The organism is Streptomyces sp. NPDC087422 (assembly GCF_044744145.1).
Taxonomy (GTDB): domain Bacteria; phylum Actinomycetota; class Actinomycetes; order Streptomycetales; family Streptomycetaceae; genus Actinacidiphila.
The window spans coordinates 436,091-449,147 of sequence record NZ_JBIUXT010000005.1 but is presented as its reverse complement, the minus strand read 5'-3'; the positions used below and the strand labels follow the sequence as shown (position 1 = coordinate 449,147).

The following is a 13,057-nucleotide window of genomic DNA, read 5'->3' as shown; positions in this document are numbered from 1 at the left end:
ATCAGTGGGGCCGTCCACGCGCCCCACGCGTCGACAAGGAGAGCGACCGTGGCAGCGAAGACAGCACTCGTCACCGGCGGCACCAGCGGGATCGGCAAGGCCACCGCGGAACTGCTCCACGCGCGCGGCTACCGCGTCATGGTCACCGGCCTCGGCAGCGTCGACAGCTCCGGCCTGCCGCACGACGTGGTCGCCGTCCGGGCGGACGCCGGTTCGCTCACCGACATCGACCAGGCGGTGGAGCGGGCGCGCGGGCACCTGGGCTCCCTCGACCTGCTCCATCTCAACGCGGGCATCTCCCGGCCCGGACCGATCGAGTCCACCGACGAGGCCGCCTTCGACGCCCTGTTCGACATCAACGTCAAGGGGAACTTCTTCACCCTGCGAAAGGCGCTCCCGCTGCTGAACGAGGGCGCGTCCGTGGTGTTCACCATCGGCGCGGGCGAGGGGCTCGGCGCGGCCATGACCGCCGCCAAGGGAGCGCTGCTGCCTCTGATGCGCTCGCTCGCCATCGAACTGGCCCCGCGCCGTATCCGGGTCAACGCGGTGAGCCCCGGCCTGATCGACACTCCCGCGTACGGCAAGCTGGGCATCGGCCGGGAGACGGTCGCCGCGTGGGGCGAGGACGTTCCCCTCGGCCGCGTCGGAGCCCCCGCCGATGTCGCCGAGGCGGTCGCCTTCCTCGCCTCCGACGCCGCCGGTTACATCACGGGCGACAATCTGATCGTCTCCGGCGGCATGGGGATCCACGCCCGCTCCGCCTAGCGGACGGTCCGCCGCCGCGGGCCCATCGGTTTGCGACTGGTTCCGACCGCTTGCGATCAGTTTCTGACCTGGGATCGGGCTCCACCGGCGCGCGTCGACGGGGGCGCACTCGGGTTCGCCCTGATCCGCTCTTTCCTCTCCCCCGTGACGCTGGACATACTTGTCATATGTCGACACACCACGACGCGCATAGGGATCCGGTCGTCGGCGACCTCCCGCGCATTGTCACCCCGCACGGCGACCTCGACGCGGACACGCTGGGGCCGTTGCGGCAGGAGCTGACCGAGGCGGCCGAGGCCGGCCGGGTGCTGGTGCTCGACGCCAGCGGGATCACCTTCGCCGATTCCAGCTTCCTCAATCTGCTGCTGAGCATCCACCAGCACGGTGACCTGCGAGTCGCCGCCGTGCCGCCGCAGTTGGCGCGGCTGCTCCGTATCGTCGGCGTGGACCGCGTCCTCAAGGTGTACTCGACGGCGGAGGAGGCACTGCGGGCGACGGCGTGAGCCACCGGGTCCGGATCAGCGGGTGACGGTGAGTCCGGCGCACTCCCAGTGCAGCAGGCTCGTGCGCGCGTCGGGCGGGGTGTGCCCGTACGCGCCCGCGGACACGCTGATGTTCACCACCGGCCAGGCGCGCCAGGCGGGGCCGACGCCGTGGCCGTCGCGGAAGACGACCTCGTCGTCGATGGACCAGCAGACGTCGTCGGCGTCGAAGCGGACCCGGAGTGCGAAGGGGCGGCCCGGCGCGATCACGTCGGCCGCCTCGAACCCGCCGGGGCGTACGTGGTTGGACAGTTCGAGCAGCCGCGGGTTGGTGGGGTGGTACTCGAAGAGGTCGATCTCGCCGTGGCCCGGCTGGGGGCGGCCCGCATCGCTGTCGCGGCCCCAGGTCCAGATCGCGGGCCAGGCGCCCTGCGGGGCGTGCACCACGCACGTGGCGGTGAGTTCGTCGCCCGGCAGCAGCTCGAAGCCGCCGGGGGCGTACTCGGTCGACACCAGGTCGGTGTGCCAGACGCCGCCCGCCGCCCGCCGAGCGCGGAAGACACCCCCGGCGGTGGGGGCGTAGGCCGGGCCGATCTGGTCGAGTTTGTTGTCGCCGGGATTGCGGCCGCTCTCCGGGTAGGCGGAGGTGCGGCCCGCCGCCCAGGCCGTGCGGTCGGTGAAGGGCGCGTCGAAGACCACGCGCCGGGGGCGCCGGGGCGGCGGCGGACCGTGGGGCGAGGCCTGCGGCGGGTCATGAGGGGTCGGTTGCTGAGCGGGCGGCTGAGCCGCGTCCTGGCCGGTGGTCACGGTGCTCCTGGTGGCTCGGCGAGATCCGGCCGAGAGTTCAGGCGGGCAGCTCGCTCTGTACCCAGTGAAGATCACCGCGCGGCTCGCGAACAGGAGCGTGCAGAAGCGCGGGCGGCGCGTAACGCGTCAGCCCACGCCCCCTGACCGGGTCAGGCGCTCACGCTCCGAGGGCGACGCGCACCTTGATCCGCTTGCCCACCGGCTCGCGCCGGACGTCGAAGCCCTCGCAGACCGCGAGGATGATCTCCAGGCCGTGCTGGCCGATCCTGCCGGGCTCCGCCGCGCGCGCGAGCGGCATCGACGAGTCGGTGTCCCACACAGTGATCACCAGATCCGTGCCCTGGATCTCCAGGTTCAGCGCGCAGGGACCCGGCGCGAATTTGCACGCGTTGGTCACCAGCTCGCTCACCACGAGTTGCGCGTCGGCGACGACGACCGCGGGGATCGGCTGGGCGCGCCCGCCCGTCACACCGGCCAGGAAGTCGGCGGTGAAGGCGCGGGCCGCCGCGATCGATCCGGTCTCGCCGTCGTACGCGGCTCCCGCCCAGATGTCCTGCCCGGCCTGCTGATGCGGGCCGTTCACGGCCATCGCGCTGGAACGCATGTTCTTGCCCCTGTCCGGTTGTCCGGCACAACCGTCAGGGCTTCTGCCCCACCCCAATCGCTTCACACCCATCTTTTTTTCGGCTTCTCCTTCCGGGCCGGACGCGGGCCTCGGACGGGCGGCGCGCTCGGGGAACGGGCAGGTAGTGAGCGGGCCGTGAACGGATGTCGCGCGGAGACGGCCGCCCGGCAGGACGGCCGTCTCCGCGCGGCCCGGTGGGCACGGCCGACGGCGTACGGGCGCGACGGCCCGGTCACAGCTCCAGGTCGTTCTCGATCCGCTTCAACTGGTGCCGGGCCATCGCCAGGTTGGCGCGCGACTTGTCCAGCGCCAGGTACAGGAAGAGGCCGTTCTTGCCCCGGCCCTTGAGCAGCCGGATCAGGTGGTACTGCGAGCCCAGGGTGATGAGGATGTCCTCGATCTCGTCCTTGAGGCCGAGCAGTTCCATGGTGCGCGCCTTGGCACGGACGACGTCGGTGTTGCCGGCCGCCGCGACGTTGAGGTCGAGTTCCTTGCCCCCGCCGAGGGTGCCCAGCGCCATTCCGCTGGTGTAGTCGACGAGTGCGACGCCTATGACGCCGTCGATCGAGGTCATCGCGTCCTTGAGGGCGGTTTCGGTGTTGGCCATGATGGCTGGGCTTCCTTCCGGTCGGTTCATGTGCGGTGCTGACGTGGATGCGGTGGACGCGGTGGATGCGGTCGATGGGGTGGATGGGGTGGACGGGGTGGATACGGTCGATGCCGTTGCCGCGTCGGGGGCGGTGGGCGCGCGGTGGCGGGCGCCGCCGGTCCGGGTGGGTCGGGTGGTCATGGTGTGGGGGCGTCCTCCCGTGGCTCGGGGTCGCCGTCGACCAGGTGCGCGATGTGCGCGCCGGAGCGGCGGGCCTCCATGTGCAGCCGGCCCACGTTGACCTGCGGTCCGGCCAGGACGGTGAGCACGCAGGCGGTGCCCGCGGCGTAGATGGCGACGTATCCCTGCTCGCCGCGGACCAGCAGTTCCCGGAAGGGGCCGTGGGACGCGGTGTCGGTCAGCCGCAGGCCGACGCCCAGCGCCGCGGCGGTGAGGGCCGCCACTCCCTCGGCCTCCACGGTATCCGCCTCCTGGGCGAGCACCATGCCGTCGACGCCCGCGGCGAGCGCGCCCGTGGCGTGCGGCAGCCGGGCCCGCAGCCGCCGCAGTTCCTCGCGTATCTCGGCCTCCTGCGCCATCAGATTCCTTCTCTCCTCTCTCCTTCCGACCTTCTTGTCGGCGCGTTGTCGCACGACGCGCCTCATATCTGTGCGGTCCCGGTCCTGCGGGCGGGAGTGCGCTTCACGGTCGTGCCTCCAAGGCGTCGAGGACCCTGCGGAGCGTGCCGACGTCGGGAGGTCCCGGCAGGTACCCGGCGCGGTCCGCGGTGGCCGGTGCGGATGCGGCTTCCTGTGCCCGTCCCGGTGGCCGCCCCTGCCCTGGTGGCGGTGCCGCGCGCCGCGGGGTCTCGCAGTGCCCGGCGGCGGCCAGCCGCCGTACGTCGACCAGCGCGTGGAAGGTGGGCCTGCCGAGCACGGTGGCGATGGCGGACGGGGTGCGTACCCCGTCCACGAGGTCCAGCAGGGCCCGCTGCCGACGCGGTACGGGCGGCAGGCACGCGGCCCTGCGGCGGACGACGGGGGCGGTGTCGAGCTGCGGATACGGCCACAGGGCGTCGAGGAGTCCGCGGCGGCGGCGGGTCTCGCGCTCCACCTCGGCCACCCGCACCGGGCGCACGGGGCCGAACCAGTGGACGACACCGTGCCGGAAGCGCGTGGGGCCGCTGCCCGCGGCGAGGACGAAGAAGGCGGCGTCGTAGAGCGCGCCGAGGTGGCTGATCTCCAGTTCCGCGGCGGAGATCCTGCGGTGTTCCAGGAGGTGGCGGGCGGTCCGGCAGCGGGCTCCGGCGGCGTCCACCGCCTCCTGCCACACCTCGACGGGAAGTCGGCCGCCGGCGGTCAGCAGGACGTCGATGCCGGGGGTGGCCGGGCTCTCGGCGTGCACCACGACGCCGTCCGCGAGGTAGAGCGCCCCGCTGTCCCGGAGCAGCGCGCCGGTCGCGCCCTCCTCGGCCAGGCGCAGCAGCATCGGTGACAGCGGCCCGGTCATGCCAGCACCAGCCGTTCGGCGAGGTCGCGTACGCGCATCATGGCGAGGGCGAGGTTGGCGTGCTCGCGGTCGAGCCACAGGTGCAGGAACACCCCGCCGTCGAAGGGCGCTTCGACGAAGCGCAGCAGGTGGTAGCCGGTGCGGGTGACGACGATGACGTCCTCGACCGGCAGTCCCTTGGCGGTGTCTGCGGGTCCTGAGGCAGCGGCGGGCGCGGCGGGTCCCGTGGTCCCGCCGCGCGGTGAGCCGAGGGGTTCCGCCGGTTCGAACGCCGAGTGCTCCACGGCCATGCGCGCGAATTCCGCGGTCTCGGCCGCCGCCGTCTCGGGGTCACCGCCCGGCGCGTCTCCGACCTGTCCGAGGGAGAGCCCGCTGATCCACTCCACGAGAGCGGCGCCCCGGGCTCCCGGCAGCGTCATGGCCTCGCGCAGGCACTCGTCTATCCCGGACACCCGACTCCCCTGCGTGAGGCCGCTGTTGGCCCGCCGACGGATCGGCAGTGACCGTCACGTTACGCACGGTGGCACTCGCGCGAAGGACTTCTGGCAATTTCCAGCGGTACATGACCGCACTGGGCATAAAATGCTCCCCCTCCGTCCGGCCGTCCGCGCTTGGTCGCCGTCCCCGGAGCGCCACCGGCCCCTCGCGTATCGCACGCGAGGGGCCGGGCCGGTTGTACTCAGGGACGCCGGCCGGGTCGGGCCGGGCCGGAGGAGGTCGGGTCGGGCCGGAGGAGGTCAGTCCGGGTCAGGTGTTCCAGACCTGGAATTCGGAGATCTGCCCGGCGGGCCAGCCGGAGTTGGCGGTGACCGTCACCCGGAAGTACCGCGCGGTGGCCGCGGTGAAGGTGAGGGTGACCGTGTTGTTGGAGGCGGGGTCGAAGGAGTAGGAGGCCGACGACTTGAGAGTGGTGAAGGTGCTGCCGTCGGTGCTGCCCGACAGGGACAGCGTCTGGTTCCGGGCGCCCCAGCCCGCGGGGAGCTGGAGGACGACCTTGCTCGCGCTCTGCGCGGAGCCGAGGTCGACCTGGACCCACTGCGGGAAGGCGTTGTTGGCGCTCTCCCAGTAGCTGTTCTGGCTGCCGTCGGTGACGTTGGAGGACCCGTAGACGTCGGAGTGGCTGGACTCGCTGGTGGCCTTGCCCGCCGCCAGGTTGGTGCTCACCGTGCCGCTGCCGGTGCCGGTCAGCGCCACGGTGGTGGGGCTGTTGGAGGCGTTCCCGCTGATCGTCAGGGTGCCGGTGCGGGTGCCGGAGGCGGTGGGGGTGAACTTCACCGCGACCGAGCAACTGGCGTTGGCCGCGAGCGACGTGCCGCAGGTGTTGGTCTGCGAGAAGTCCCCGGAGGCGGTGACCGAGCTGATCGACGCGGCGGCCGTACCGGTGTTGGTCACCGTCACGTTCTGCGCGCCGCTGGTGGTGCCGGGCGCCTGGGAGGCGAAGGTGAGCGAGGTCGGAGTGACGGACAAGGTCGCGGACGACGGGTTGGTGCCGCCGCTCGGGTAGACCTGGAGGCCGGACAACTGGGCGGCGCTCCAGCCCGAGTTGGCGGTGACGTTGATCCGTACGTAGCGGGCGGTGGCCGCGGGGAAGGTGAGGGTCACCGTGTTGTTGTTGGCGCTCGGGTCGAAGGTCTGCGCGGCGGAGGGCGACAGGGTGCTGAACGAGGTGCCGTCCGTGGAGCCCTGTACGGACAGGGTCTCGGTACGGGTGGCCCACGCCGTGGACGGCGGGAGCCGCAAGGTCACCTTGCCGACGGCGTAGTTCTGCCCGAGGTCGACCTGGACCCACTGCGGGAAGGCGCCGTTGGCGCTCTCCCAGTACGTGGACGCGTCCGCGTCGGTGACATTGCCCGCGACGAAGGTGCCGTTGGCGGAACTCGCCGTGGCCGGGCGGCCTGCGGCGATGTCGGTGCTGCTGTCGATTCCGGCGCCGCTGAGCGCGACCGTGGTCGGGCTGTTGTTGGCGTTGCTGGTCAGTGTCAGCGTGCCGTTACGGGTGCCGCCGGCCGTCGGCTTGAAGGTGACGGTCACCGCGCAGGACGAACCGACCGCGAGCGACGAGCAGTTGTTGGTCTGTGTGAAGTCGCCGGTCGCCGCGACGGCCGAGACGGTGGCCGTGGTGGTGCCGGAGTTGGTGACGGTGACGGTCTGCGGGGCGGCCGTCGCGCCGACGACCGTGCCGCCGAAGGACAGGCTCGCCGGGTTGGTGCCCAGGATCGGGCCGGGCGCGGTGCCGGTGCCGGACAGGGCGACGGTGCTGGTGTTGCCGCCCGCGCCGACGGTCAGTGTCCCGGCACGCGCGCCGGTCGCCGTCGGCGCGAATTTCACGCTGACGGTGCAGGAGCCGTTGGCCGGGATGGAGGTGCCGCAGGTGTTGGTCTGCGAGAAGTCACCGCTGGTGGTGATGGCGGAGACGGAGGCGGCCGAGCCGGTCGGGTTGGTGACCGTCGCGGTCTGGGCGGCGCTGGTCGAACCGGTGGCGACCGAGCCGAAGTTGAGCGCGCTCGGGCTGGCGGTCACGCCTTCCGCCGGGTAGGGCGGGAAGACGGGGGTGGGGAAGCCGCCGCAGAACGGGGTGCCGCTGATGCCGGAGTTGCCGCCGCCGTCGGTGACGGTGAAGTTGTTGCCCTCGCAGCTATAGATCGGTGAGCTGGCGCCGATGCCGGTGGCCGTGACGTTGGTGAACTTCGCGGCGCCGCCGGTCTGTTCCTGGAGGGCGAAGGTGCCGGCGCCCGCGATGGTCACGTTGTTGAGGCTGACCCCGCTGACGGTGCCCTCGACCCACTGCACCGCCTCGTAGGGGCTCTGCTGGATCAGCGCGTTGGTCACGTTGATCGGGCCGGTGATGGCGCCCTGGCTGCCGTCGAACCACAGCGCGCCGACGCCGAACTGCCAGTTCGGGTCGAGACTGCCCGCCCTGATCAGGGTGTTGTTGGAGATCGTGGTGGTGCCGACCGGGGTGGAGGTGAAGCGCTGGCCGACGTGGATGCCGCCGCCCTGGGCGAGTCCGGTGTCCCGTACGAGGTTGCCGCTGACGGTGTTGTCGTGGCCGCCGTAGATCGCGATGGCGTTGGCCAGGATCTGGGTCTCCACGGTGTTGTTGGAGATGGTGTCGTTGGCGTCGGCGCCGAGCGCGGCGTCGGCCCAGGTGGCGATGCCGTCGTCGCCGGTGTTGCGGATCTCGCTGTTGGTGACGGTCGAATTGGTCACTCCCCCGTGGAAGTTGACGCCGTCGGCGGTGGTGTCACGGATCCGCAGACCGCTGAGGGTCAGCTTGTCCATCGGCCCGTCCATCCAGGCGCCGACCTTCAGGTGGTCGATCCAGAGGCTGGAGACGGTGGAGTTGCTCATCGCGCCGCCGATGCCGTTGACCTGGTCGCAGTCGTTGCGCTCGCCGACCTGGCCGAAGATCGCGAAGTTGGAGAGGTGGACGTTGCTGCTCACCCCGCGGTTGCCGCCGACTCCGCAACTGTCGGGCTCGCCGAGCCCGTAGAAGCCGGGCGCCGCGCCGGTCACCGTCGAGTACCACATGCCCGCGCCGGTGACGGTGACGTTGTTGACCGTGATGTGCCGGGGGATCTTGAAGGTGCCCGGCGGGATCCACACCGTGCCGCCGGGGCCCGCCGCGTTGATCGCCGCGTTGAAGGCGGCCGTGCTGTCGGCGGCGCCGGTCGCGTCGGCGCCCTGGCTGGTCACCGAGACCGAGCCGGACGGCTGCGGGAGGGCGGCGCCGACCTGCTCGAAGTCGGCGAAGTCGATGGTGGTGGCGGCGCTGGAGCCGCTGGTCTGGAGGGTGAAGGTGGTGCCGGCCGGATAGGTCTGCGGGAGCAGCCGGTGGACCTCGTCGTAGAAGTGGTGCGGGTTGCTGCCCGGTGTGTTGGTGAACGGGTAGCTGCCGTAGTACCAGCTATAGGCGTTGGTGAGGGTGAAGTCGGGCTGTGCGGCGCCGTTGATCGCGAACGACAGCGGGGCGGTGTAGACCGAGCCGCCCGAGCCGTCGGGGATGCTGTAGCGGAAGTCGATCGAGTTGGTGGCGACCGGGGTGGTGAAGGTGACGTACTTGCCGCTGCCCGAGAGGGTCACCGCCTTGCGGTACGACGCCTCGTCGGCGAGCTGTCCCGCGGCGAAACTCGGGCCGATGGCCGTGCCGTTGGTGGCGGAGTTCTCCGCCTGCACCTCGACGTAGGGAAGGCTCGCGCCGCTGCCGCCGGTGGCTGCGGCGGCCGATGCCGGTGGGGCCGCGAGGGCGATGACGCCCGCGGCGGCGATCAGCGCGGTGGTGCCTCCCACGGCGATGGTGCGCCTCAGGGATCTGATGGGCTGGAACAACGTCTGCTCCTTTTCGACACGGAATGCCGGACCTGCGCCGTGCGGACAGCCGTACGAGGGCATGGGGAAGCGAGGTGACGCGGAGCTGGGCCGCCGACGCCGGAGCGGGCCTGGGACATGGCTCGTCGCGGTGGCGGTGAAGGGGATGGCGACTGGGGCGTTGCGCTGAAGCGGTTGGCGGGTGGGGGGTGACGGCGCAAGGGGAACCGTAATGTCGTGGACACGGCAGCGCAATATACGAACTTATCTTTGCTCAATCTCTACTTTCTCTCGCAAGATCCAATGTTGCCCGTCCATGGATTCGGGAGACCGCCGCCGCTCGCCCCGTGCGCCCTCCGATCGACGGGCACCTCGTCCACCTTCTACAACGTGTAGTAGATTCGCGGGCAGCCCCCGGCCGGGGCCGTCCGCCGAGGTCACCGCGGGGCGCGGGTCCGGCATGCCCGGCTCCCGCTGCCCACGCCCGCAAGGAGGCCGATCACCGTGACTCCTCATTCCGACCGGCGGATCGTCGCCCGTACCGTCCTGCGCACGGGTGCGGTGGCCGCGTCCGCGCTCGCTGCCGCCTACGCCGGGCCCGCGCTGTCGACCTTCGGCCCGCTGCGCAACCGGCTCATGCCGCGGCTGTCGGGACGCGGACGGCCCGACAGCGTGGCGCTCACCTTCGACGACGGCCCCGACCACCTGTCCACCCCGCACTTCCTGCGACTGCTCGACACCCGCCGCGTGCGGGCCACCTTCTTCCTGCTCGGCTCGATGGCCGTCCGCTCCCCCGGCCTCGTCACGGAGATGTACGAGGCGGGCCACGAGGTCGCGATCCACGGCTGGACCCACCGGCCCGCGCTGCTGCGCGGCCCCTGGACCACGTACGAGGACCTGGCCCGCGCCCGCGACCTCGTCGGCGGCCTCACCGGCGGCGCGCCGACGCTCTACCGGCCGCCGTACGGCGTCATGACCGCCGGTACGCATCTGGCCTGCCGCCGCCTCGGACTCACGCCGGTGCTGTGGACCGCCTGGGGCGAGGACTGGCGCGGGCGCGCGACGCCCCGGACCGTCCTCGACACCGTCACCCGCGACCTGCGCGGCGGCGGCACCGTCCTGCTCCACGACTCCGACTGCGCCTCGGCCACCGGGTCGTGGCGCAACACGCTCGGGGCGCTCCCCCGCCTTCTCGACTTCTGTCAGGAACGCGGCCTGACGGTCGGCCCGTTGCGCGATCACGGGGGTCTCGCGGTGGCCGGTTGGTCGGGCGGCCGGGGCCGGGGCGGCCAGGTCGTGCCGTAGTACCGTGAGGATTTCTACGAAGGAGCGGGAAGCGTGGCCGAGCAGGAAGGCCCGGCCGCCGGGCGACGCGCGCCGGGCGAGCTGGAGAGCGAAGTCCTCGCGGCGCTGTGGGCCGTCGGTGAGCCGGCCGGGGCGGGCGCCGTACGCGAACAGGTCGCGGGCGAACCCGCCTACACCACCGTCCTGACGATCCTCACCCGCCTCCACGACAAGGGCCTGGTCACCCGCGAGCGCGCCGGACGCGGCTACCTCTACTCCCCCGTGCGCGACGAGGCGGGCCACGCGGCGGCCGGCATGCGCGACCTGCTGGAAGCCGGCGGCGACCGCGCGGCCGTCCTGGCCCGCTTCGTCTCCGAACTGCCAGCGGAGGACGAGAGGTTGCTGGAGAGGTTGCTGCGCGATCACGCCTCGGGGCAGGCCACCGGCGCCGCTCCCGGCACCCGCCCGGCGCGGCGCCCGCGCGGCCGCCGGTCCTGACGACGTCGGGCACGGGCGTGCGTGCCAGGGCCGAAGGGGCCGGGGCCGAGGGGCTGTTCGTGATCCGCGAAACGGACCCTAGCCAGGCGGGAGTGTCACCTGGAAGCGGGCTCCGCGCGGTGCGGGGACCAGGGTGATGTCGCCGCCTGCCGCGCGGGCGAGGCGGCGGGCCAGGGGGAGGCCGAGCCCGGCGCCGTCGTGGGCGTCCGTCTCCGAGCCGAAGCGGCGGCCCGCCTCGAAGACGGCCTCGGCGTGTTCGGCGGGGACGCCGGGGCCGTCGTCGGCGACGAACACCCGCGCGCCGTCGGGGAGTCGGACGCATTCGAGGGCGATCGCGCGGGCGGCGTAGCGGCGGGCGTTGTCGAGCAGCGGGGCGAGGACGCGTTCGAGGAGTTCGGGGGTGACGCCGACGTCCACCGGCTCGCCGGACGCCGTGACCGGGGGCGCCTCGGGGTGTTCGGCGCGGCTGCGGTCGGCGACCGCGCGGGCGACGTCGAGGGCGGCGCAGCGGCCCGCCGCCGCGGACGGCTGCCGGGCCTCGCTGAGCAGTGTCCGGCAGATCTGCGCCATCTGGGTGGCCGCGGCGGCGATGGCCTGGTGGGAGGAGCGGGACTGGTCCGCGGTGCGGGGGCGGGCGGTGAGCCAGTCCGTCTCCGCGGTGATCCGGGCCAGCGGATTGCGCAGTTCGTGGGAGAGCTCGGCGGTGAGCTGCTGTTCGTGCCGCAGGACGGCCGCCTGGCGGTCGAGGAGCTGGTCCAGATTGGCGGCCAGCGCGGCCAGTTCCGCGGGCCTGGCCTCCCGCGCGCCGAAGCGCTGCGCCGCGCCGTACCGGCTCCAGCGGGACGCCTGGTCGCTCATGGTGCTGACCGGGCGCAGGGCGCGGCCGATCACCATGCGGGTGACGAGGTAGACGCCGCCGACCAGCAGCAGGGCGAGGCCGAGCGAACCGGCCAGCGCCGAACGGGCGGTGAGCAGATACGGCTCCAGGCTCGCGGCGGCCACGACGGTGGCGACCTGAACTCCCCCGCTGCCCAGCGGCATCGCGTACAGCCGGGTCGAGCGCGGGGTGGAGGTGTCGGCGAATCGGGTCCCCTTGCCCGCGAGGGCGTCCGCGCGGCGCTGGAGCGGTTCGGGAGCGGCGGGGCGTTCGACGACGTGGGCGCCGCGGTAGATCCAGATTCCGCTGTCGAGCGCGCCGTCGTCGCCCGGTTCCCGGACGGCGATGGTCCCGTCGGCGCGGATGTCGACGGTCGCGGCGACGGCTGCGGCGCGGGTGCGCAGCAGGTCGTCGGCCTGGCGGCGCAGTATCTCGTGCAGCGCGACGTTGAACGCGGCGGTGAGCAGCGCCACCCACAGCACGGTGGTGACGAGGGCGAGCAGCGCCAGTCGGCCGCGCAGGGTCGCGGGCAGCGTGCCGGACAGACCCCGGCGGCGCGGGCGCCCCGCGCGCGGCTGCTGCCCGGCGCGGCTCGGGCGTTCCGCCCGGCCCGGACGTCGCACGCGGGCGGGCGGCCTCACGCGAACCGGTATCCGATGCCGCGCACGGTGTCGATGCCGCGCGTGCTGCCCGTCTCGCGGAGCTTGCGGCGCAGCCGCGACACGTACTGGTCGAGAGTGTTGTCACTGACCTGGGCGCCGTGCGGCCACGCCGCCCGTACCAGGCTGTGCCGTCGTACGGCGGCGCCGGGCGCGGCCATCAGGCAGGCCAGGATGCGGAATTCGGTGGGGGTCAGGGGTACGGCCGCGCCGCCGTCCGCGGACAGCGCGTGCGTGACGGGGTCCAGGCGCAGTCCCTTGACCTCGCGGGCCGCCACGCGGTTGCCGCGGCGGAGCGCCGCGTGCAGGCGGGCGGTCAGCTCGGCCAGGTGGAAGGGCTTGGCGAGGTAGTCGTCGCCGCCGGAGGAGAAGCCCGACAGCCGGTCGTGCAGGGCGTCGTGCGCGGTGAGGAAGAGCACGGCGGCCTCGATGCCGACGGCGCGCATGGCCTGGCAGACGTCCCGCCCGTCGGAGTCGGGAAGGCCGACGTCGAGGACGACCGCGTCCACGCGCGGGCCGACCGTACGCAGCGCGCTCGCGCCGTCGGCGGCGGTGAGCACCTCGAAGTCCTCTTCGCGCAGGCCGCGGGCGAGGACGTCGCGCAGTCCGTGGTCGTCCTCGACGATCAGGACGCAGTGAGCGGTCATGAGGCCC

General features: G+C 72.8%; 13 protein-coding genes. 4 read left to right on the top strand and 9 right to left on the bottom strand.

The annotated features are described in order from the left end of the window. The first annotated feature begins 48 nt into the window (after positions 1-48). The gene (locus ACIO6U_RS19100) at positions 49-765 is read left to right on the top strand and encodes an SDR family oxidoreductase (RefSeq protein ID WP_401307379.1); all 717 of its coding nucleotides are present in this window, start codon (positions 49-51) and stop codon (positions 763-765) included. A gap of 167 nt (positions 766-932) precedes the next feature. After that, positions 933-1,268 carry an STAS domain-containing protein gene (locus ACIO6U_RS19095; protein ID WP_355334871.1) on the top strand — a complete coding sequence of 112 codons (336 nt, stop codon included), beginning with the start codon at positions 933-935 and terminating at the stop codon, positions 1,266-1,268. A 15-nt stretch (positions 1,269-1,283) separates the two neighbouring features. Here the strand turns inward: ACIO6U_RS19095 and ACIO6U_RS19090 are convergent, their stop codons facing one another. The 7 genes from ACIO6U_RS19090 to ACIO6U_RS19060 all read right to left on the bottom strand — a co-directional run bounded on the left by ACIO6U_RS19090 (position 1,284) and on the right by ACIO6U_RS19060 (position 9,106). Next, the gene (locus tag ACIO6U_RS19090; RefSeq protein WP_391047733.1) at positions 1,284-1,946 is read right to left on the bottom strand and encodes a beta-glucanase; all 663 of its coding nucleotides are present in this window, start codon (positions 1,944-1,946) and stop codon (positions 1,284-1,286) included. Positions 1,947-2,211: 265 nt separating this feature from the next. Further along, on the bottom strand, positions 2,212-2,658 hold the full coding sequence (locus ACIO6U_RS19085; protein ID WP_355334874.1) for an ATP-binding protein: 447 nt from the start codon (positions 2,656-2,658) through the stop codon (positions 2,212-2,214). Positions 2,659-2,911: 253 nt separating this feature from the next. Continuing rightward, positions 2,912-3,286 (bottom strand): hypothetical protein, encoded by a 375-nt coding sequence (locus tag ACIO6U_RS19080; protein ID WP_355334877.1) that lies wholly within the window; start codon positions 3,284-3,286, stop codon positions 2,912-2,914. Positions 3,287-3,465: 179 nt separating this feature from the next. Continuing rightward, positions 3,466-3,867: a roadblock/LC7 domain-containing protein gene (locus ACIO6U_RS19075; RefSeq protein WP_391047738.1), complete on the bottom strand. Its 402-nt coding sequence runs from the start codon at positions 3,865-3,867 to the stop codon at positions 3,466-3,468. A gap of 103 nt (positions 3,868-3,970) precedes the next feature. Further along, a complete protein-coding gene (locus ACIO6U_RS19070) occupies positions 3,971-4,777 on the bottom strand; it encodes a transcriptional regulator (RefSeq protein WP_391162630.1) in 807 nt (268 codons plus the stop codon). Continuing rightward, positions 4,774-5,196 (bottom strand): hypothetical protein, encoded by a 423-nt coding sequence (locus tag ACIO6U_RS19065; RefSeq protein ID WP_391162934.1) that lies wholly within the window; start codon positions 5,194-5,196, stop codon positions 4,774-4,776. Before ACIO6U_RS19065 ends, ACIO6U_RS19070 begins: the two co-directional genes overlap by 4 nt. Positions 5,197-5,524: 328 nt before the next feature. Continuing rightward, positions 5,525-9,106, bottom strand: a complete 3,582-nt coding sequence (locus tag ACIO6U_RS19060; RefSeq protein WP_401720493.1) for a choice-of-anchor D domain-containing protein — start codon at positions 9,104-9,106, stop codon at positions 5,525-5,527. 507 nt (positions 9,107-9,613) lie between these two features. On the opposite strand from ACIO6U_RS19060, the gene ACIO6U_RS19055 reads away from it, so the two are divergent. Together ACIO6U_RS19055 and ACIO6U_RS19050 are read left to right on the top strand one after the other, a co-directional pair. Further along, the gene (locus tag ACIO6U_RS19055) at positions 9,614-10,390 is read left to right on the top strand and encodes a polysaccharide deacetylase family protein (protein ID WP_355335760.1); all 777 of its coding nucleotides are present in this window, start codon (positions 9,614-9,616) and stop codon (positions 10,388-10,390) included. 33 nt (positions 10,391-10,423) lie between these two features. Next, complete coding sequence (locus ACIO6U_RS19050) at positions 10,424-10,867, top strand: BlaI/MecI/CopY family transcriptional regulator (protein ID WP_355334889.1); 444 nt, start codon at positions 10,424-10,426, stop codon at positions 10,865-10,867. A gap of 78 nt (positions 10,868-10,945) precedes the next feature. On the opposite strand, the gene ACIO6U_RS19045 is transcribed toward ACIO6U_RS19050, so the two are convergent. Continuing rightward, positions 10,946-12,367 carry a sensor histidine kinase gene (locus ACIO6U_RS19045; protein WP_401720490.1) on the bottom strand — a complete coding sequence of 474 codons (1,422 nt, stop codon included), beginning with the start codon at positions 12,365-12,367 and terminating at the stop codon, positions 10,946-10,948. A 14-nt stretch (positions 12,368-12,381) separates the two neighbouring features. Further along, positions 12,382-13,050, bottom strand: coding sequence for a winged helix-turn-helix domain-containing protein (locus ACIO6U_RS19040; RefSeq protein WP_391047749.1), 669 nt, complete (start codon positions 13,048-13,050; stop codon positions 12,382-12,384). Between the last annotated feature and the right edge of the window lie 7 nt (positions 13,051-13,057).

Excerpts from the sequence above, each read along its gene's own strand:
- ACIO6U_RS19095 (WP_355334871.1), top strand. The coding sequence starts at position 933 with ATGTCGACACACCACGACGCGCATAGGGATCCGGTCGTCGGCGACCTC.
- ACIO6U_RS19085 (WP_355334874.1), bottom strand. The coding sequence starts at position 2,658 with ATGCGTTCCAGCGCGATGGCCGTGAACGGCCCGCATCAGCAGGCCGGG.
- ACIO6U_RS19080 (WP_355334877.1), bottom strand. The coding sequence starts at position 3,286 with ATGGCCAACACCGAAACCGCCCTCAAGGACGCGATGACCTCGATCGAC.
- ACIO6U_RS19075 (WP_391047738.1), bottom strand. The coding sequence starts at position 3,867 with ATGGCGCAGGAGGCCGAGATACGCGAGGAACTGCGGCGGCTGCGGGCC.
- ACIO6U_RS19070 (WP_391162630.1), bottom strand. The coding sequence starts at position 4,777 with ATGACCGGGCCGCTGTCACCGATGCTGCTGCGCCTGGCCGAGGAGGGC.
- ACIO6U_RS19065 (WP_391162934.1), bottom strand. The coding sequence starts at position 5,196 with ATGACGCTGCCGGGAGCCCGGGGCGCCGCTCTCGTGGAGTGGATCAGC.
- ACIO6U_RS19040 (WP_391047749.1), bottom strand. The coding sequence starts at position 13,050 with ATGACCGCTCACTGCGTCCTGATCGTCGAGGACGACCACGGACTGCGC.